The 18,730-nt window shown below is 70.2% G+C and carries 15 protein-coding genes; 8 read left to right on the forward strand and 7 right to left on the reverse strand.

Annotated elements, in window-relative coordinates; genetic code table 11:
• Positions 1 to 39: 39 nt before the first annotated feature.
• The 3 genes from ACIBVN_RS44475 to pdhA are packed head-to-tail and all read right to left on the reverse strand — an operon-like array spanning position 40 to position 3,483.
• Positions 40 to 1,401, reverse strand: a complete 1,362-nt coding sequence (locus tag ACIBVN_RS44475; RefSeq protein WP_397146340.1) for a dihydrolipoamide acetyltransferase family protein — start codon at positions 1,399 to 1,401, stop codon at positions 40 to 42.
• A gap of 13 nt (positions 1,402 to 1,414) precedes the next feature.
• Positions 1,415 to 2,395 carry an alpha-ketoacid dehydrogenase subunit beta gene (locus ACIBVN_RS44480; RefSeq protein ID WP_397146341.1) on the reverse strand — a complete coding sequence of 327 codons (981 nt, stop codon included), beginning with the start codon at positions 2,393 to 2,395 and terminating at the stop codon, positions 1,415 to 1,417.
• Positions 2,392 to 3,483 carry a pyruvate dehydrogenase (acetyl-transferring) E1 component subunit alpha gene (gene pdhA / locus ACIBVN_RS44485; RefSeq protein WP_397146342.1) on the reverse strand — a complete coding sequence of 364 codons (1,092 nt, stop codon included), beginning with the start codon at positions 3,481 to 3,483 and terminating at the stop codon, positions 2,392 to 2,394. The genes ACIBVN_RS44480 and pdhA overlap by 4 nt, the downstream gene beginning before the upstream one ends.
• A gap of 230 nt (positions 3,484 to 3,713) precedes the next feature.
• Between pdhA and purS the strand changes: the two genes are divergently transcribed.
• The 7 genes from purS (at position 3,714) to ACIBVN_RS44520 (ending at position 11,939) form a co-directional block, all read left to right on the forward strand.
• Complete coding sequence (gene purS / locus ACIBVN_RS44490; protein ID WP_349454222.1) at positions 3,714 to 3,959, forward strand: phosphoribosylformylglycinamidine synthase subunit PurS; 246 nt, start codon at positions 3,714 to 3,716, stop codon at positions 3,957 to 3,959.
• Positions 3,960 to 4,178: 219 nt separating this feature from the next.
• Positions 4,179 to 4,565, forward strand: a complete 387-nt coding sequence (locus ACIBVN_RS44495; protein ID WP_397146406.1) for an ATP-binding protein — start codon at positions 4,179 to 4,181, stop codon at positions 4,563 to 4,565.
• A gap of 126 nt (positions 4,566 to 4,691) precedes the next feature.
• Positions 4,692 to 5,372 carry a phosphoribosylformylglycinamidine synthase subunit PurQ gene (gene purQ / locus ACIBVN_RS44500; RefSeq protein ID WP_397146343.1) on the forward strand — a complete coding sequence of 227 codons (681 nt, stop codon included), beginning with the start codon at positions 4,692 to 4,694 and terminating at the stop codon, positions 5,370 to 5,372.
• The gene (gene purL, locus ACIBVN_RS44505) at positions 5,369 to 7,618 is read left to right on the forward strand and encodes a phosphoribosylformylglycinamidine synthase subunit PurL (protein ID WP_397146344.1); all 2,250 of its coding nucleotides are present in this window, start codon (positions 5,369 to 5,371) and stop codon (positions 7,616 to 7,618) included. Before purQ ends, purL begins: the two co-directional genes overlap by 4 nt.
• A gap of 120 nt (positions 7,619 to 7,738) precedes the next feature.
• Complete coding sequence (locus ACIBVN_RS44510; RefSeq protein ID WP_397146345.1) at positions 7,739 to 9,751, forward strand: adenylate/guanylate cyclase domain-containing protein; 2,013 nt, start codon at positions 7,739 to 7,741, stop codon at positions 9,749 to 9,751.
• 33 nt (positions 9,752 to 9,784) lie between these two features.
• The gene (locus ACIBVN_RS44515) at positions 9,785 to 10,447 is read left to right on the forward strand and encodes a Crp/Fnr family transcriptional regulator (RefSeq protein WP_397146346.1); all 663 of its coding nucleotides are present in this window, start codon (positions 9,785 to 9,787) and stop codon (positions 10,445 to 10,447) included.
• Positions 10,448 to 10,481: 34 nt separating this feature from the next.
• The gene (locus ACIBVN_RS44520; RefSeq protein ID WP_397146347.1) at positions 10,482 to 11,939 is read left to right on the forward strand and encodes an MFS transporter; all 1,458 of its coding nucleotides are present in this window, start codon (positions 10,482 to 10,484) and stop codon (positions 11,937 to 11,939) included.
• Here the strand turns inward: ACIBVN_RS44520 and ACIBVN_RS44525 are convergent.
• A complete protein-coding gene (locus ACIBVN_RS44525) occupies positions 11,900 to 12,646 on the reverse strand; it encodes a methylenetetrahydrofolate reductase (protein ID WP_397146348.1) in 747 nt (248 codons plus the stop codon). The two genes, ACIBVN_RS44520 and ACIBVN_RS44525, sit on opposite strands and share 40 nt — an antisense overlap.
• A 10-nt stretch (positions 12,647 to 12,656) precedes the next feature.
• Entirely contained in the window at positions 12,657 to 13,295 is a 639-nt protein-coding gene (locus tag ACIBVN_RS44530; protein WP_397146407.1) for a TetR/AcrR family transcriptional regulator, read from the reverse strand.
• Positions 13,296 to 13,367: 72 nt separating this feature from the next.
• Between ACIBVN_RS44530 and ACIBVN_RS44535 the strand changes: the two genes are divergently transcribed.
• On the forward strand, positions 13,368 to 14,777 hold the full coding sequence (locus ACIBVN_RS44535; protein ID WP_397146349.1) for an MFS transporter: 1,410 nt from the start codon (positions 13,368 to 13,370) through the stop codon (positions 14,775 to 14,777).
• Here the strand turns inward: ACIBVN_RS44535 and ACIBVN_RS44540 are convergent.
• Together ACIBVN_RS44540 and ACIBVN_RS44545 are read right to left on the reverse strand one after the other, a co-directional pair.
• Positions 14,744 to 16,618, reverse strand: coding sequence for an ABC transporter ATP-binding protein (locus ACIBVN_RS44540; RefSeq protein ID WP_397146350.1), 1,875 nt, complete (start codon positions 16,616 to 16,618; stop codon positions 14,744 to 14,746). The two genes, ACIBVN_RS44535 and ACIBVN_RS44540, sit on opposite strands and share 34 nt — an antisense overlap.
• 35 nt (positions 16,619 to 16,653) lie before the next feature.
• Entirely contained in the window at positions 16,654 to 18,714 is a 2,061-nt protein-coding gene (locus tag ACIBVN_RS44545; RefSeq protein WP_397146351.1) for a PhoX family protein, read from the reverse strand.
• Positions 18,715 to 18,730: the final 16 nt, after the last annotated feature.

The following is an 18,730-nucleotide window of genomic DNA, read 5'->3' on the forward strand; positions in this document are numbered from 1 at the left end:
GAGGGGTCCTCCCGGCGGTCGCCGTGGCTCTTTCCCCGGCTAGCTCCAGGCCAGCATGCGCAGCGGGTCCTCCAGCATGGCGCCCACGTCGCGCAGGAACATCGAGCCCAGCTCGCCGTCCACGATGCGGTGGTCGAACGAGAGGGCGAGGGTCGTCACCTTGCGCACCGCCAGCTCGCCGTCCACCACCCACGGCATGTCCCTGACCTGGCCGAAGGCGAGGATGGCCGCCTCGCCGGGGTTCAGGATGGGGGTGCCGGCGTCGACGCCGAAGACGCCCACGTTGGTGATGGTGAAGGTGCCGCCCGCCATCTCGGCGGGCTGGGTGCGGCCTGCCCTGGCCGTCTCCGTGAGCTGGGCCAGCTGCTTGGCCAGGTCGGGGAGTGACAGGGCGTGGGCGTCCTTGACGTTGGGCACCACCAGGCCCCTGGGGGTGGCGGCGGCTATCCCCAGATTGACGTAGCGCTTGACCACGATCTCCTGGGCGGCCTCGTCCCACGATGAGTTGATCATGGGGTGCCGTTTTACGGCGGTGAGGACCGCCTTGGCCACCAGGAGCAGCGGGGAGACCTTGACCTCCGCGAAGTCCTGGAAGGTGCGCAGGCGCTGGACCGTCTCCATCGTGTTCGTCATGTCGAGCTGGAGGAACTCGGTGACGTGGGGGGCGGTGAAGGCGCTGGCGACCATGGCCTGGGCGGTCATCTTGCGTACGCCCTTGATGGGGATGCGCTCCTCACGCCCGATCTCGGGCTGCTCGGGCGCTGCCACAGGCTCCTTGGCCTCCGCCGCGGCGTGGACGTCGTCGCGGGTGATGGAGCCCTGGGGGCCGGTGCCGGCGATGCCCGACAGGTCCACGCCGAGGTCCTTGGCCAGCTTCCGTACCGGTGGCTTGGCCAGGACGGATGTCCGGGTGGAGGACGGGGCCGGGTGGTCGTCCACCTCCACGCGGGCCGGGTTGGCCACCGGGGTGGCCGGGATGCCGGTCGTCTCGCGCTTGCGGGGACGGCGCTTGGTGGCGCCGGTCTTGACGCCGTAGCCGACCAGGACCGCCTGGCGCTCCTCCTTCGGGGCCGGGCTGCCGTGGGCGCCGGGCTCGACGGCTCCCTCCGCCGGCGGATTGGGCACCATGTCCTCGGCCGCGGCCTTGGCCTGCTCCGAGGGCTCGGAGGTGTCGACGGCGATGATGGGCGCGCCGACGTCGACCGTCTGGCCCTCGTCGGCCAGCAGATCCGACACCGCCCCGTCCCACGGGATGGGGAGCTCGACGATCGACTTGGCCGTCTCGATCTCCACGACGATCTGGTTGACCTTGACCGGGTCACCCGCCTTGACGTGCCAGCGGACGATCTCGGCCTCCGTCAGCCCCTCACCGACGTCGGGAAGCTTGAACTCGCGTCGCATGATCAAACCCCCCTCAGTATCCGAATGCCCGGTCGACGGCGTCGAGCACCCGGTCCAGGTCGGGCAGATAGTGCTCCTCCAGCCGCGACGGCGGGTAGGGGGTGGAGAAGCCGCCGACCCGGAGCACCGGCGACTCCAGGTGGTAGAAGCACTGCTCCGTGATCCTGGCCGCCAGCTCGGCGCCGAACCCGCTGTTGACCGGGGCCTCGTGGACGACCACCACCCGCCCGTTACGGCGGACGGAGTCCATCACGACCGGCTCGTCCAGCGGGTTGAGCGAGCGCAGATCGACCACCTCGATCGAGCGGCCGTCGTCCTCGGCGGCCGTGGCCGCCTCCAGGCATGTCTTGACCATGGGGCCGTAGGCCAGCAACGTGACGTCGCTCCCCTGGCGGACGACCTTGGCGGCGTGCAGCGGCGGCCACCAGTCCGTGGAGGAGGTGTCGATGTCGGCCTTCTCCCAGTAGCGGCGCTTGGGCTCGAAGAAGATCACCGGGTCGTCGCTGCGGATGGCCTGCTGGATCATGGTGTACGCGTCGGCCGGGTTGGAGCAGGCCACGACGCGCAGCCCGGCGGTGTGGGTGAAGTACGCCTCGGGCGACTCGCTGTGGTGCTCGACCGCGCCGATGCCGCCACCGCACGGGATGCGTACGACCACGGGGAGCTTGATCGCGCCCAGCGAGCGCATCGGCATCTTGGCGAGCTGCGTGATGATCTGGTCGGCGGCCGGGAAGACGAACCCGTCAAACTGGATCTCGCACACCGGCCGGTAGCCGCGCAGCGCCAGCCCGATCGCGGTGCCGATGATGCCCGACTCGGCCAGCGGCGTGTCGATGACGCGGTCCTCGCCGAAGTCCTTCTGCAGGCCGTCCGTGACGCGGAAGACGCCGCCCAGCTTGCCGACGTCCTCCCCCATGATGAGGACCTTGGAATCGTCCTCCATGGCCTTGCGCATGCCCTCGTTGAGCGCCTTGGACAGGCTCAGGATCGTCATTGGGCAAACCCCTCCAGGTACGCGGCGAACTGGGCGCGCTCCTGGTCCATCAAGGCGTGGGGCTCGCGATAGACGTGGTCGAAGATGTCCAGCGGCCCGGGGTCGGGCATGGCCAGGCAGCGCCTGCGCAGGTCGGCCCCGAGCTGGTCGGCCTCGGCGTCGACGGAGTCGAAGAACGACGGGTCGGCGTGCTCGTTCTTGAACAGGTAGGACCTGACCCGCTCGATCGGGTCCTTCAGCTTCCACGCCTCCAGCTCGCTGGCCACGCGATAGCGCGTCGGGTCGTCGGTGGTGGTGTGCGCGCCCATCCGGTACGTGAACGCCTCGATGAGCGTCGGCCCCTGGCCGGTGCGGGCGGCTTCCAGCGCCTTCCTGGTCACCGCCAGGCAGGCGAACACGTCGTTGCCGTCCACCCTGATCCCGGGGAAGCCGAAGCCCGAGGCACGGCGGTAGAGCGGGATGCGGGTCTGCTTCTCCAGGGGCTCGGAGATGGCCCACTGGTTGTTCTGGCAGAAGAACACGATCGGCGCGTTGAACACGCTGGCCCAGATGAACGACTCGTTCACGTCGCCCTGAGAGGTGGCCCCGTCGCCGAAGTAGGCGATCGTGGCCGCGTTCGCGTCGTCACGCTGGATGCCCATGGCGTAACCGACCGCGTGGAGGGTCTGGCTGCCGATCACGATCGTGTAGAGGTGGAAGTTGTGCTCGTTGGGGTCCCAGCCGCCGTGGTTCACGCCCCTGAACAGGCCGAGCAGCTTCAGCGGGTCCACGTCGCGGCACCACGCCACACCGTGCTCGCGGTAGGTGGGGAAGGCCATGTCGGTGTCGGTCAACGCGCGGCCCGAGCCGATCTGGGCCGCCTCCTGGCCCAGCAGTGAGGCCCAGATGCCCAGCTCACCCTGGCGCTGCAGCGCCACGGCCTCGAGGTCGATGCGCCGGACGAGGACCAGGTCGCGGTAGAGCGATCTGACCTCCTCGTCGGTCAGGTCGATGTCATAGTCGGGGTGCTCGACCCGCTCGCCCTCGGGGGTGAGCAGCTGCACGAGCTCCGGAGGTGCGTCTGCACCACGAGAGGCTTCAGCTGTCACTTGCCACTCCTGTGCGTCGTAGGGGCAGGTCTTCGATGGGGTTGCCACCTTAGGCCAGCCGTTCATGCGAGGAACCATATGGTGGTGGTTCGTACGCGTCTGGGGCCATGGTGGCAGACATCACAACCCTCCGCGCAAGCCCCATGTCCTCCCCGTTCCCGTTGTGTCGTCAGCCACACGCGCCGGTAGGCTGTGCTTCCCAGTCACCCACCGCATCCAGGAGGAACGCAGTGGCCCGCGTCATCGTGGACGTCATGTTGAAGCCCGAGATCCTCGACCCGCAGGGCCAGGCGATCGCCAGGGCACTGCCCAGGCTCGGCTTCTCCGGCGTCTCGGCCGTGCGCCAGGGCAAGCGCTTCGAGATCGAGCTCGACGGCCCGGCTGACGAGACGGCGCTCGCCGAAGTCCGTAAGATGGCCGAGACCCTGCTGGCCAACACGGTGATCGAGGACTACAGCGTCCGGGTTGAGGGGTAAGGGAGATAAGATCCCCAGGTTTCCCCCTGGTCGGTTAAAGCCGGGTTCGGGCATGCCACAATGCCACGGGCATGCCAACACTAAATAACAACAGGGTGATTTTGCGGTTAGCCCCGTTTTCACAGGGAAACCTACTCCAGGTGACATTCTGGCGCCCGGAGGAGTCCGGTGGATATTGAGTTCTCGTTGGCACTGCCTCGGGATGCGATCGGCATACCGATGGTCAGGCGAGTGCTGGGCGATGCCATGCGTTCACTGAACGTGAGCGAGACATGCATCGCCGACATGCTGCTCGCCGTCTCCGAGGCGTGCTCAAACGCGGTGCGGCACGGGGGTCCCGCCAACCGCTACGAGGTGACCGCGGCGATCGGCTACGGCCGTTGCGACGTACGCGTCGCGGACAACGGCGAGGGCCTGCCGACGATGCCGCTGCACTTCCCCCCGCCCGACACGGAGAACGGCCGCGGCCTGCTGATCATGCGCTCCGTGGTCGACGAGATCTCCTTCGGCATCACGCCCGGCCGGGGCACCACGGTCCACCTGCGCAAGCAGCTCGCCTGGGACGACGAGGCCAACGCCCGCCCCCGCGAGCTAGCAGCCGTCTGAGCTGGGCATCCGCCAGACCCACGAGCCGATGCGGACCACGCGACAGCACCCGATAACCTGAGTACACCGCCGCCGTTCGACAGACGGTGGCGCGTGCGCGCGCATTCCTCGGAGGGGACGACTGTCATGAGCGCTGCCCGTGTGGGCGTAGTCACGTTTCCAGGAACTCTCGACGACCAGGACGCCGCCAGAGCCGTGCGCCTCGTGGGCGCCGAGGCGGTCCCGCTGTGGCACGCCGACCACGACCTGAAGGGAGTCGACGCGGTCTTCCTGCCCGGCGGCTTCTCCTACGGCGACTACCTGCGCTGCGGCGCCATCTCGCGGTTCGCGCCGCTCATGGAGGAGCTCATCCCGGCGGCGAACGCCGGGCTGCCCGTGCTCGGCACCTGCAACGGCTTCCAGATCCTCTGCGAGGCCCACCTGCTGCCCGGCGCGCTGACCCGCAACGGCTCGCTCCACTACGTCTGCCGCGACCAGCAGCTCAGGATCGAGCAGACCGCGACCGCGTGGACCAACTCGTTCAGCGAGAGCCAGGAGATCGTGCTGCCGATCAAGCACGGCGAGGGCCGCTACGTGGCCTCCGACGACACGCTGGCGGCGCTTGAAGCGGGCGGTCACGTGGTCGTCCGCTACGTCGGCAACCCCAACGGCTCCCTCAATGACATCGCGGGCATCCGCAACGAGGCGGGCAACGTGGTCGGTCTCATGCCGCATCCGGAGCACGCGGTCGAGGAGCTGGTCGGCGCCCCGAGCACCGACGGGCTCGGGTTCTTCACCTCCATTCTCAAGAAGCTGGTGAACGCATGACCGATAGCGTCAAGCGGGCGGCGGAGACGCCCGACGAGCCGATGCCCTTCGCCGAGCTGGGGATGAAGCTGGACGAGTACGACCGGGTCAAGGAGATCCTCGGTCGCCGTCCCACCGGCTCCGAGCTCGCCATCTACAGCGTCATGTGGTCCGAGCACTGCTCGTACAAGTCGTCCAAGGTGCATCTCAAGCAGTTCGCCACCAAGGCGCCCAAGTCCGAGGCGCTGCTGGTGGGCATGGGCGAGAACGCGGGCGTGGTGGACATCGGCGACGGCTGGGCGGCCACGTTCAAGATCGAGTCGCACAACCACCCGTCCTACGTCGAGCCGCACCAGGGCGCGGCCACCGGCGTCGGCGGGATCGTGCGCGACATCATGTCGATGGGCGCGCGCCCGATCGCCGTCATGGACTCGCTGCGCTTCGGCGGCGCGGACGCCGTCGACACGCGCAGGGTGCTGCCCGGCGTGGTCGAGGGCATCAGCCACTACGGAAACTGCCTGGGCCTGCCCAACATCGGCGGCGAGGTCGTCTTCGACCCCTGCTACATCGGCAACCCGCTGGTCAACGCCCTGTGCGTCGGCCTGCTGCGGAAAGACCAGATCAAGCTGGCCACCGCGCCTGGGCCGGGCAACAAGGTCGTGCTGTTCGGCGCGTCCACCGGTCCCGACGGCATCGGCGGTGCTTCGGTGCTGGCGTCGGCGACGTTCGAGGACGAGTCGCACGCCAAGCGGCCCGCCGTGCAGGTGGGCGACCCGTTCATGGAGAAGCTGCTCATCGAGTGCTGCCTGGAGCTGTACGCGGCCGACGTCGTCGTCGGCATCCAGGACCTCGGCGCGGCCGGGGTGTCGTGCGCCACGACCGAGCTGGCCGCCAAGGGCACCGGCGGCATGCACGTCGACCTCAACCTCGTCCCGCTCCGCGACCCCTCGCTCAGGCCCGAGGAGATCCTGATGAGCGAGTCGCAGGAGCGGATGATGGCCGTCGTCAGGCCCGACGACATCCCGGCGTTCATGGCGATCTGCGAGAAGTGGGACGTCCCCGCCACCGTCATCGGCGAGGTCACCGACACCGGCCGCCTGGTCATGACCTGGGACGGCGAGGTCATCGTGGACATCCCGCCGGGCACCGCGGCCGACGAGGGGCCCGTCTACGAGCGCCCGTACCACGAGCCCTCCGGGCAGGCGGCGCTCAACGCCGACACGCCCGAGAAGCTTGAGCGGTCCGCCGACCTGCGGGCCACGCTGCTCCAGCTCCTCGGCTCGCCCAACCTGGCCTCCAAGGAGTGGGTGACCTCCCAGTACGACCGCTACGTCCGCTCCAACACCGTGCTGGCCCAGCCGGCGGACGCGGGCATGGTGCGGATCTCGGAGGCCATCGCCGGCGCTGAGCCGACGACCAGGGGCATCGCGCTGGCCACCGACGGCAACGGCCGCTACGCCAAGCTCGACCCGTACGCGGGGGCGCAGCTGGCGCTGGCCGAGGCGTACCGGAACGTGGCCGTGACCGGCGCCAAGCCCCTCGCCGTGACCAACTGCCTCAATTTCGGCTCCCCCGAGGACCCCGAGGTCATGTGGCAGTTCGCCGAGGCCGTGCGCGGCCTGGCCGACGCGTGCAGGACCCTTGGCGTGCCGGTGACCGGCGGAAACGTCTCCTTCTACAACCAGACCGGCTCGACCGCCATCAACCCCACGCCGGTCGTGGGCGTGCTCGGCGTCATCGACGACGTGGCCCGGCGGGTGCCGTCCGGGTTCACCGCCGAGGGGCTGAAGGTCGTGCTGCTCGGCGAGACGCGCGAGGAGTTCGGCGGCTCGGAGTGGGCGCACGTCGTGCACCGCCACCTGGGCGGGCTGCCGCCGCAGGCGGATCTGGCGGCGGAGCAGGCGCTGGCGACCGTGCTGGTGGAGGCCGCCAGGCGAGGGCTGCTCGAGGGCTCGCACGACCTGTCGGACGGCGGGCTGGCCGTCGCGCTGGCCGAGTCCTGCCTGGCGCGGGGCGTCGGCGCCTCGGTGGTGCTGAGCGGGGACGCGTTCACCGACCTGTTCAGCGAGTCCTCCGCGCGGGCGCTGGTCGCGGTTCGGCCGGAGGCCTACGAGGAGTTCGCGTCGCTGTGCGGGCGGCACGATGTGCCCTGCTACGGGCTGGGCACGACCGGTGGCACGTCGCTGGTGGTCGAGGGCGCGTTCGAGGTGCCGGTCGAGGAGCTGCGGGAGACGCACTCGGCGGCGCTGCCCGCGCTGTTCGGCTGACGATCGCGTAACGAGGGCCGGTACGGGGTTCCGTACCGGCCCTCGTCGCGTGTTGCTCGGTCACCTTTGTGCGTAAAACGACGCATTGGCGGCCGCGATCACCCGTGGATAATCGGGTCTGTGTCGACCCCCTACCTCCCTCCGGCCACTCATCCCGTGCGTGGCGTGGTCTGGGGCATCCACCTGGTGCTGCCGCTGCTGGGCCTCTGGCTCCTGCTGACGCACCCGGACGTCAACATCCCCTGGCAGCACAACCCCAGCCACTTCTGGATGATCATCACGGTGGCCGGGCTCAACGTGGTGCTGGGCGTCATGATCAGCGAGGCGTCGCGGCGGCGGCAGGACGCCCGGCTGTTCCTGGTCTCCATGGTCTTCCTGAGCAGTGCCGGCTTCTTCTTCCTGCACGGGATGGCCACCCCGAAGATCATCCTGTCGACCGGCTCGCTGGGCTTCGACCTGGGCCAGCAGGCGGGGCTCACGATCGCGGCGGCGTTCGCGTGCGCCTCCGCGCTGCCGCTGGGCGAGCGGGCGGCCAAGGCCGTGCTGGCTGCCCAGCACTTCGTCCGCGCCGTGCTCTTCGGCTTCATGGCCGTCTGGGGGCTGGTGTCGCTGATCCCGGGGCTGACGCCGCTCAGCGAGCCGCCGCCCGAGTCGCCGGTCCCCTGGCTGGCCTGGGCGTCCATTCCCGGCCTCCTGCTGTACGGCGCGGCGAGCGTGCTGATGTTCCTGCTGCATCGGCGGCGCCCGTCGGCCATGCTGATCAGCCTGATCACGGCGTACGCGCTGCTGGCCGAGGCCATGGTCGCGGGGATGTCCCAGCTCAACTGGCACCTGTCCTGGTGGATGTGGCACCTCCTGCTCACGCTGGCCTTCGTCTTCGTGGCCTACAGCGCCCACCTGCAGTTCAGGCGGGAGGGGTCGAGCGCGGGACTGTTCGACTCGGTGACGCTGTCGGCGACCGTGGCGCGCATCCAGCAGGACTACGACCGGGCGCTGGAGGAGCTGGTCGAGCACGTACGCCGGGGCGAGCCGCTGGCCGCGACCCGGCTGTCGGGCAAGTTCCGGCTGAACGAGGGCCAGGCGGCGGTGCTCGACCGGGCCGGCGAGGCGCTGGCCAACGAGCGCGAGCTGTCCGAGCGGCTGGCCTCCCTGGTGGCGGTGAGCGCCCAGACCAAGGTGGGGCTGCCCGAGGGCCAGCTGCTGGCCACGGCGCTGGAACGGGTGCGCCAGGCGTACGGTGACGTGAAGATCGGCCTGGTCGCGGAGGGCAAGACGCAGATCGGCTCCCGCGAGTACGAGTTCGCCGGCAACCAGCCCGTCAGGCGCAACAACCTGCTCGCCTTCCCCCTGACGGTCAAGGGCCACCTGGCGGGCGTGCTGGAGGTGCCCGTCGGCCGCACCCCGCAGGACGAGGCGCTGGCCGCCACTCTGGCCGGCCAGTTGTCCATCTCCCTGGAGAACGCCCGCCTCTACCAGGAGCTCGACACGCTCTTCCGGCAGTACATGTCACCCGACGTGGCCAACGCGCTGCTTGCCGACCCGGCGCAGGCGGCACTCGGCGGCGAGCTGAAGGAGCTGACCGCGCTCTTCGCCGACCTCAAGGGCTTCACGAGCTTCTCCGAGAAGGTCACGCCCGGCGAGATCGTCGAGATGCTCAACCGCTACCACACGGCCGCCGTCCCCTGCATCCTCAACAACGGCGGCACGATCGTGCAGTTCGTCGGCGACGCGCTGCTGGCCCTGTTCAACGCCCCCGCCACACAGGCGGGCCACGCCAGGGCCGCGTGCCGGGCCGCGCTGGACATGCAGCGGGCCGCCGCCGAGGTGGCCGAGGAGATGGCGTGGAAGCGGGTGGACGACGTCGAGTGGCCGACGTTCAGGGTGGGCGTCAACACGGGTCCCGCACTGGTCGGCAACATCGGCAGCCCCGAGCTGCGGGGCTTCAACGCGATGGGCGACTGCGTGAACGTGGCGGCCAGGCTGGAGGGCATCGCCGAGCCCGGCACGGTCGTCATCGGGGAGACGACGCTCAGGCAACTGGGGCGTGGCGCGTCGGTGAACCCCCTGGGCCGGCTCAGTCTCAAGGGCAAGGAGGAGCTCGTCGCCGCGTACGTTCTGACTGATTTGCAATAGAAGGGTGACTCTCGTACCGACATAATCGGGCGCATGGAGCCTGAGTCCGGCGAGTTCCTGTCCATGCTCACCGACGAGGAGGTCGCCGCCCTGCGCGCGGCCGGCCGCCTGCGGCGGTGGGATCGCGGCACGACCGTGATCAACGAGGGCGACACGTCCGACTGGGTGCTCGTGCTGCTGGAGGGCCGGGTCAAGTGCTCGTCGCACACGAGCGCCGGCACCGAGGTCGTGCTGGCCGTGCGCGGCCCCGGCGCGTTGCTCGGCGAGATGTCGGCCATCGACGGGTCGCCGCGCTCGGCCACGGTGACCGCGCTGGAGCCGATCTCGGGCATCGTGGTGCGGGACTTCTCCTCGTTCCTGGAGTCCCACGGGCGCATCGCCGTGCTGCTCATGCAGCTCCTCACCGCCAAGCTGCGGGACGCGGACAGGAAGCGCATCGAGTACGGCGCGTTCGACACCACGGGACGGGTCGCCACGCGCCTGCTCGAGCTGGCCGAACGCTACGGCGAGCAGACCAACAGCGGGGTACGCGTGGCGCTGCCGCTGTCGCAGGACGAGCTGGCCGGCTGGACGGGCGCCTCCCGCGAGGCCGTCAGCAAGGCGCTGCGCACGCTGCGCGACCGGGGACTGATCGAGACCGGACGGCGGCGCGTGGTGATCCACGACCTCGACGGACTGCGGAGGCGGGCGCGATGATGCCTGACGTACGCCGTACGTCATAGTGGAGGGCATGGTCGCCGAGGACAGTCGCTTACGTTACGCCTGGCGCGTGTGCGCGGTCACCAGCCTGGGGCTCGTCCTCATCGGCATCGCCGGCAGTACGCTCAACGTCGCGCTCCCGGCGGTCGTGCGGCACTTCCACGCCAGCGCGCTGGAGTCCGGCTGGATCCTGCTGGCGTTCCTGCTGGTCAACACCGCTTCGCTGGTGTTCTTCGGCCGGGTGGCCGACCTGCTCGGCAGGCGGGAGGTGTATCTGACGGGGTTCGCGCTGTTCACGGTAGCCTCGCTGCTGGCCGGGCTGTCGCCGGGCGTGTGGTTCCTGATCGCGATGCGCGTGCTGCAGGCGGTCGGAGCGGCGATGATCCTCGCGAACGGCACGGTGATCATCACGGACGCGTTCCCGCCCGACCGGCTCAGCCAGGGCATGGGCGTCTACATCGGCACGCTGTCGGTGGCGCAGCTGGCCGGGCCCACGCTGGGCGGCCTGATCGCGGAGACGGCCGGCTGGCAGTGGATCTTCTGGGTGAACGTGCCCGCCGGGCTGGTCGCGTTCGGCGTGGGTGCGGCGATCTTACGCAGGATGCCCAGGAGGCCGAAGGAGCCGGTGGACGCGCTGGGCAACGTGCTGTTGTTCGCGGCGCTGTCGGCGGCACTGCTGGCGCTGTCGGAGGCGGGCTCGGGCGGGCTGTCCAGCCCCGTGGTGCTGGCCGGCGCCGGGGTCTTCCTGGTGCTGCTGCCGCTGATCGCGCTGGCCGAGCGGCGCTCGGCCAACCCGGTGCTGGACTTGCGGCTCTTCGCGGGGCGGCTGCTGGCGTACGCGAACCTGGCCTCGTTCTGCAACGCGCTGGCGCGCTCTGCGCTGATCCTGGTGGTGGCGCTGTACTTCCAGGCGGCGAGAGGGCTGGACGCGTTCGCTGCGGGGCTGAGCGTGCTGCCCGTGCCCGTCGGGATCGGGCTGGCCTCGCCGATCACGGGGGTGCTGGGGCGGAGGGTGTCGCCGTACGCGCTGTCCATCGGCGGCGCGTCGATGAGCGCTCTGGGACTCGGCACGCTGATGCTGACGGCCGATCCCGCCACGCCGTACTGGGTGATCGGGATCGGGCTGTTCGTGGCGGGCTGCGGCAGCGGAACGTTCCTGACCGGCAACACCACCCAGGTCATGCGGGCGCTGCCGAGCGGGAGCCTCGGGGTGGTCAACGGCTTCCGCGTCATGATCATGAACATCGGCGTCGCGATCAGTGTCGGCCTGTCACTCAGCGTCCTGACCGCTTCCGTGGGACCCGACCTGCGCGCCCAGGTGTACGCGGGCACGCTGTCCAAGCTGTCGCCGGTGGCGGTGGGGCAGCTCATGGACGGGTTCCAGCACGCGTACGCGGTGCTGTTCGCGGTGGCGCTCACAGGCGCTCTGCTCGCGTCCCTGGCCCGTCCTCAGAGGGCGGCGGCCAGCCTGGACTCGACGTCGCGGTAGCGGGAGACCGGGATGAGGTGGACGCCGTCGAAGGCGCCCGAGTCGCGGATCGCGAGCACCTGCTCGCAGGCCGCCTCCACGCCGGCCATGCGGTCGGCGGCCACCTTGGCGATCAGCTCCTCCGGCAGGTCGATGTCGGGGATCGCGGTGGCCAGGGTGCGGGCGTGGCGCTCGCTGGCCAGGACCATGACGCCCGCGTAGACCGGCACGTCGACCGGGTGGGCGTCGCGCCAGCGCAGCTGCGCCTCCAGCGAGAAGCCGACCTGGAGGAACAGGAAGTCGGCCGTGCGCTTCCAGGCGGGCAGCGAGCGCATCGAGGCCGCCGCGCCCAGGCGGCAGCCCGGGGAGAACTCGCGAGCCTCGTCGATCATCGAGCGCACCGTGAGGTCGCTGGTGCGGTTGCCGCTGGTCGGCTTGTCGCCATAGACGAAGAGGAACTGGTCCACGCCGTACGCCGCCGCCGTCAGCAGGTCGCGCCGGAAGCCGAGCAGGTTGCGGTCGCGCGAGTTGAGGCAGGCGATGCCGCGCCCGCCCATCGCCTCCACCTCGTGGGCCACCGCCACGCTCGACACGGTCGCGCGGCCGATGTGGTTGTCGGGGATGAGGAACGAGTGGGCGATCTTGCTCATCGTGCCGATCTGGTGCCTGACGTGCTTGAGGTCGGGCTTGGTGGGAGGTTCGATCTCGCAGATCAGCTCGAAGGTCACGAGCACGACCCTAACGTCTGGCCGCCAGCGCCTCTATGCCGCTGAGCACGAGCTCGACGCCGAACGTGTCGTACAGCCCCGCGTCCATCCCGCCGACCAGCGGGGCGGCCATCTCCACCAGGTACGGATACTTCTCGGCGGGCAACGACTGCAGGCCCGCCCGCTTGGCCCGGACGATGTACTCCTCGCCGGGCCGGACGTGCACGGGGGCGTCGGCGATGGCGATGGCGCTCTGCAGCAGGTATTTGCTGATCAGGCAGCTCTCCTCCACGCTGAACCCCGCCGTGCGGGCCAGCCCCAGCGCCTGGTCCCAGACGGCCAGATAGTTCGACACCGCGATCACGTCGACCTGCTCGAACACGTGCTTGGCGCACGGATGCACGCGCAGCGTCCCGACGAGGCCCACCATGAGGTCGCGCAGCTGCTCCTGCCACGGGCGATCGTCGGCCGGCTTGGGGGCGAAGCCGGCGATCAGGTGGTCGGCCATGCCGACGAGCAGCAGCTCCTTGTTCTTGTAGTGCCAGTAGAGGGCCATCGGGGTCACGCCCAGGTCGGTGGCCAGGCGCCGGATCGTCACGGCGTCGAGCCCCTCGGCGTCGCCGATCTCCAGTGCCCGCTCCGCGATCGCCTGCGCGGTCAGTTTTCCCATCACGGTTGACAACTATACGCCGTACAAGTTCAACTATACGACGTACAAGTACGGCGTATAGGAGGAAATTTCGTGAGATGGTGGGCGCTGGTCGCGGTGACCTTGGGCACCTTCATGACCTACTTGGACAACAACGTGGGCAACGTCGCGTTGCCGACGATCCAGCGGGAGCTCGGGCTGACGATCTCCGGGCTTGAGTGGATCGTGAGCTCGTACATCCTGGTCTTCGCCGGGCTCATGCTGGTCGGCGGCCGGCTCGCGGACGTGTTCGGGGCCCGCAGGGTGTTCCTCGGCGGGCTGGCCGTCTTCACGCTGTCCTCGCTGGCCGCCGGGCTGGCCGGCTCGGGAGCGGCCCTGATCGCGGCGCGGGCCGCGCAGGGCGTCGGGGCGGCGCTGCTCACGCCCACCGCGCTGACGCTGATCACCCAGATCTTCCCCGACCCGGGCGAGCGCGGGAGGGCCGTGGGCATCTGGAGCGCCGCCGGGGCGCTGTCCATGGCGCTCGGGCCGATCACGGGCGGCTTCATCAGCCAGCACCTGCACTGGGGCTGGATCTACCTGATCAACCTCCCGATCGGGGTGGTGACCTTCGGCCTGGGGATGTGGGCGGTCAGACCCGCCTTCACCCGCGTACGGCACCGCATCGACCTGCCGGGCCTGGCCACCTCCGCCCTCGCCCTGTTCGCCCTGACCTACGCGCTCATCGAAGGCGAGGGCGCCGGCTGGACCTCGCCGGAGATCCTGGCCGCGTTCGGCGTGTTCGCGGCGGCGGCCGTGGCGTTCGTGCTGGTCGAGGCACGGGCCGCCGAGCCGATGATCGCGGTGTCGCTGTTCAGGGCCAAGGTGTTCACCGGCGGGCTGCTCACCAGCGGCATCTGGTCGTTCGGCGTCTTCGGGATCTACTTCTTCAGCGCGCTGTGGCTGCAGAACGTGCTGGGCTTCTCCCCCACCCAGGCGGGCGCGGCGTTCGTGCCGATGGCCCTGGTCATGGCCGTGATCGCGATGTTGTCGCAGCGGATCAGCGCGCGCATCGGCATCGGCCCCGCGGTGGCGCTCGGCATGGCGCTCATGGGGACGGCCATCTACCTGCTCTCCGGCCTGGGCGCCGACGCCGACTACGCGGACGTGGCGCCCTGGTTCCTGCTGTACGGGCTGGGCGGCGGCATGCTGGTGCCACTGACGGCCGCGATCCTCGGCGGCATGCCCAAGGGCAGGTCCGGCGTGGCCTCGGGCGTCCTGAACGTGTCACGCGAAGTGTTCGGGCTGCTCGGCGTCACCGTGCTGGGCGCGATCCTGAGCTCCAGGCAGGGCGGCAGCGACCAGCCGCCGCTGCTCGCCTTCCTGGACGCGTACCAGTTCACTCTGGTCATCGCGGCCGTCGTGGTGCTGGCGGCGATCCCGGTCGCGCTCTACTCCCTGCGAACCCGTGAACACGAGCAGGACGAGCCTCAGGCCGCCGCCACCGTGGGCTCGTCGAACTGAGTGCGGTACAGCTCCTCGTAGCGGCCCCCGGCGGCGAGCAGGTCGGCGTGCGTGCCGCGCTCGACCACGCGGCCGTCCTCGATCACCAGGATGAGGTCGGCGGCGCGGACCGTGGAGAGCCGGTGCGCGATCACCACGGCGGTCCTGCCTTCGAGCGCCTCCCCGAGCGCCGCCTGCACGGCCGCCTCGGAGGTGGAGTCGAGCGCCGCCGTGGCCTCGTCCAGGATCACCACCCTGGGCCTGGCCAGCAGCAGCCGGGCGATCGTCAGCCGCTGCCGCTCGCCGCCCGACAGGCGGTAGCCGCGCTCGCCCACCACCGTGTCGAGCCCGTCGGGCAGCGACTCGATCAGGGCGGCCAGCCTGGCCCTGGTGAGGGCGTCCCAGAGCTCCTCCTCGCTCGCCTCGGGCCTGGCCAGCAGCAGGTTGGCCCTGATCGTGTCGTGGAACAGGTGGCCGTCCTGAGTGACCATGCCGAGCGTGTCGCGGATCGAGTCGGCGGTCAGGTCGCGTACGTCCACGCCGCCGAGGCGTACCGCGCCCGAGTCGACGTCGTACAGCCTGGGCAGGAGCTGCGCGATCGTGGACTTGCCCGCGCCGGACGAACCGACCAGCGCCACCATCTGGCCGGGCTCGGCCGTGAACGAGACGCCGTGCAGCACCTCGACGCCGCCGCGCGAGTCGAGCGTGGCGACCTCCTCCAGCGAGGCGAGCGAGACCTTGTCGGCCGAGGGGTAGGCGAAGCGCACGTCGTCGAACTCGACCGACACCGGGCCGTCCGGCACCTCGCGGGCGCCGGGCCTGTCCTGGATGAGCGGCTTGAGATCGAGGACCTCGAAGACGCGCTCGAAGCTGACGACCGCGCTCATGACGTCAACGCGGGCGCTGGCCAGCGCGGTCAGGGGCGCGTAGAGGCGGGTGAGCAGCATGGCCATCGACACGACCGCGCCGGGCGCGAGCTGGTCGCGCAGGGCGTAGAAGCCGCCGAGCCCGTACACCAGTGCCAGGGCGAGCGCGGAGACCAGCGTCAGCGCGGTGACGAACGCCGACTGGGTCATGGCCGAGCGCACGCCGATGTCGCGCACCCGCCTGGCCCTGCGCGCGAACTCGGACGACTCGTGCGCGGGCCGGCCGAACAGCTTCACCAGCGTCGCGCCGGGCGCCGAGAAGCGCTCGGTCATCTGCGTGCCCATGGCCGCGTTGTGGTCGGCCGCCTCGCGCCGGAGCCTCGCGATCCTCGTGCCCATCCGCCGGGCGGGCAGCAGGAACACCGGGAGCAGCAGCAGCGCGAGCAGCGTGATCTGCCAGGAGATGCCGATCATCGCGATGAGCGTCAGCACGAGCGTCACGACGTTGCCCGCCACGCTGGACAGGGTGTCGGTGAAGGCCCGCTGCGCCCCGATCACGTCGTTGTTCAGGCGGCTGACCAGCGCTCCGGTGCGGGTTCTCATGAAGAACGCGATCGGCATCTTCTGCACGTGGTCGAAGACGGCCGTACGCAGGTCGAGGATCAGGTCCTCGCCCAGGCCCGCCGACAGCCACCGGTTCAGCAGCCCGAGCCCCGCCTCGGCGAGCGCCAGTCCCGCGATCGCCAGCGCCACCACGACGACCACGTCCAGGGGCTCGCCCCGGAAGATCGCGTCCACCACCCGGCCCGCGAGCAGCGGGGATCCCACCGCTAATCCCGCCATCACCACGCTGAGCAGCAGGAACAGAGTGATTCTCCGGCGGTGCGGCCGGGCGAAGCCGCCGATACGGCGGAGCGTCGCCCTGGTGACAGGGCGACGCTCCTTGTGGTTGTTCATCGAGTACAGCTGGTGCCAGGCGGTCGTCTCCATGCTCATGGCATGGAACGGTATTACCTCAAGTTAACTTGACGTCAAGCGCCGATCTTCTTGCCCTGGCCGTGCCAGACCACGGCGACCGACGGTCGCGGCTGGGCGCCGTCGGGCCAGCGGCTGGAGGGGTTGTCCGGGCTGGCGCCGTCGGTCTCGCCCGGGTGCTGCACCGCCACGAACACGCTGCGCTGGTCCTGGGTGACCAGCGGGCCGCAGGTCTCCGCCCCGACCGGGACGGTGAGGAACTGGCGCAGGTGGCCGCGCTCCCGCCCGCGCACCGGCATCACGAACATGCCGTCGTTGCTGCCGAGCTGGTTGCCGTCCGTGGAGATCCACAGGTTGCCGTCCCTGTCGAACGTCACGTTGTCCGGGCACGAGATCGGCGAGACCTTGGTCTTGTCGTAGCCGGCGAAGTAGGTGGTGGGGTCGTTCGGGTCGCCGCAGACCAGCGGGAGCGACCAGGCGAAGGTCTTCTCGCCCGCGTCGTTCCGCTTCTCGACGATCTCGAGGACGTGGCCGTGCTTGTTCGACGGGCGCGGGTTGGCCTCGTCCACCTGGGCCGCGGTGCGGTTGGTGTTGTTGGTCAGCGCCACGTACACGCCGCCGGTGACGGGGTTGCGCTCCATGTCCTCCGGGCGGTCCATCTTGGTCGCGCCCACCTTGTCGGCGGCCACGCGCGTGTAGACGAGGACCTCGGCGGCGGTCATGCCGTCCACGAACGACTTGTCGCCGGAGACCAGCGGGATCCACTCGCCGGAGCCGTCGAACTCGCCGTCGGAGGGCAGCTTGCCGCTCCCGTCGATCTCGGTCTTCGGGCTGTCGCCGGTGAACTTGGCCACGTACAGGGTGCCCTCGTCCAGCAGCGTCCGGTTGTGCCGGTCGAAGCCCGGGATGTAGCGGTCCTTCGAGACGAACTTGTAGATGTACTCGAAGCGCGAGTCGTCACCCATGTACACGACCAGGCGGCCGTCGCGGGCCAGCGTCGTGTTGGCGGCCTCGTGCTTGAACCGGCCGAGCGCGGTCCGCTTGATCGGCGTGGAGTCCGGGTCGAACGGGTCGATCTCCACGATCCAGCCGAACCTGTTGGCCTCGTTCGGGTGCTTGGCCAGGTCGAAGCGCTCCTCGACCCGGTCGAACCTGCGGTTGCCCGACGGCGTGCCGGTGGTGATCGTGTAGCGGGAGATGTACGGCTTCTGCGCCGCGGGCACCTTGTCGCCGTTGACGAAGTACTGGTCGAAGTTCTCCTCGGCGGTCAGCACGGTCCCCCACGGGGTGGTGCCGCCCGCGCAGTTGTTCAGCATGCCGATGGGCTTGCGGCCCTGGGGGTCGGCGGCCGTCTTGAGCAGGTCGCCGCCGGCCGCGGGGCCGGAGAAGGTCATGGAGGTCTGGGCGGTGATGCGGCGGTTGTAGCGGCGGCGTCCCTTGGTGACCAGCTTCCACTCGCCGGCGCCGTTCGCCCGCTCGATCTCCACGATCGAGCCGCCGTGCGCGGCCAGCCCGATCTTGATCTGCTCCTCGGTCGCGGCGGCGCCGCCGGCGTAACCGCGGAACATCAGGCTCTCGTCGGTGTACTCGTGGTTCACCCAGAGCAGGGCGCGGTCGCGGCCCATCGGGAAGAGCGTGACGTAGTCGCAGTTGTAGCCGAACTGCTTGTTCTGCGCGTCGGCGCTCTGGTTGTCGAAGTCGAACGCGGGCGCGTCGGGCAGCACGGGGTCGCCCCAGCGCACGACCACGGAAGAGCGGTAGCCGTCGGGGATGGTCAGAGCGTCATCGGTGTTCGGCGCCACCGGGGTGAAGCGGATGTCGCCGGTCTGCCAGCCCCTGGCCGCGGCCGCCGCCTCCGGCTCGTCGGCCATGGCCGGCGTGGCCCCCGCGATGCCGGCGCCGGCCACGAGGGCGCCGAGCGCGCCGGCGCGCAGCACGCCGCGCCGCGACAGCGCCTCCTTCACCACATCGCCGAAGTAGGCGTTGCCGGTCGTGTTGGCCACGTCATGCGCGCACGCGTTGCCGCAGCGGAACTGACAGGTCAGCGCGGAGCGACCGCCTTTGTGCGGGGTCGAGAGCAACGGCAGCAGCCGCCCGCCCGCGTTGGGGTTCGCCACAGGTCCTCCATCTTTG

It is taken from the genome of Nonomuraea sp. NPDC049400 (assembly GCF_044466425.1).
Taxonomy (GTDB): Bacteria; Actinomycetota; Actinomycetes; order Streptosporangiales; family Streptosporangiaceae; genus Nonomuraea.

Excerpts from the sequence above, each read along its gene's own strand:
- ACIBVN_RS44475 (WP_397146340.1), bottom strand. The coding sequence starts at position 1,401 with ATGCGACGCGAGTTCAAGCTTCCCGACGTCGGTGAGGGGCTGACGGAG.
- ACIBVN_RS44480 (WP_397146341.1), bottom strand. The coding sequence starts at position 2,395 with ATGACGATCCTGAGCCTGTCCAAGGCGCTCAACGAGGGCATGCGCAAG.
- ACIBVN_RS44495 (WP_397146406.1), top strand. The coding sequence starts at position 4,179 with ATGGTCAGGCGAGTGCTGGGCGATGCCATGCGTTCACTGAACGTGAGC.
- purQ (WP_397146343.1), top strand. The coding sequence starts at position 4,692 with ATGAGCGCTGCCCGTGTGGGCGTAGTCACGTTTCCAGGAACTCTCGAC.
- purL (WP_397146344.1), top strand. The coding sequence starts at position 5,369 with ATGACCGATAGCGTCAAGCGGGCGGCGGAGACGCCCGACGAGCCGATG.
- ACIBVN_RS44515 (WP_397146346.1), top strand. The coding sequence starts at position 9,785 with ATGGAGCCTGAGTCCGGCGAGTTCCTGTCCATGCTCACCGACGAGGAG.
- ACIBVN_RS44520 (WP_397146347.1), top strand. The coding sequence starts at position 10,482 with ATGGTCGCCGAGGACAGTCGCTTACGTTACGCCTGGCGCGTGTGCGCG.
- ACIBVN_RS44530 (WP_397146407.1), bottom strand. The coding sequence starts at position 13,295 with ATGGGAAAACTGACCGCGCAGGCGATCGCGGAGCGGGCACTGGAGATC.
- ACIBVN_RS44540 (WP_397146350.1), bottom strand. The coding sequence starts at position 16,618 with ATGAGCATGGAGACGACCGCCTGGCACCAGCTGTACTCGATGAACAAC.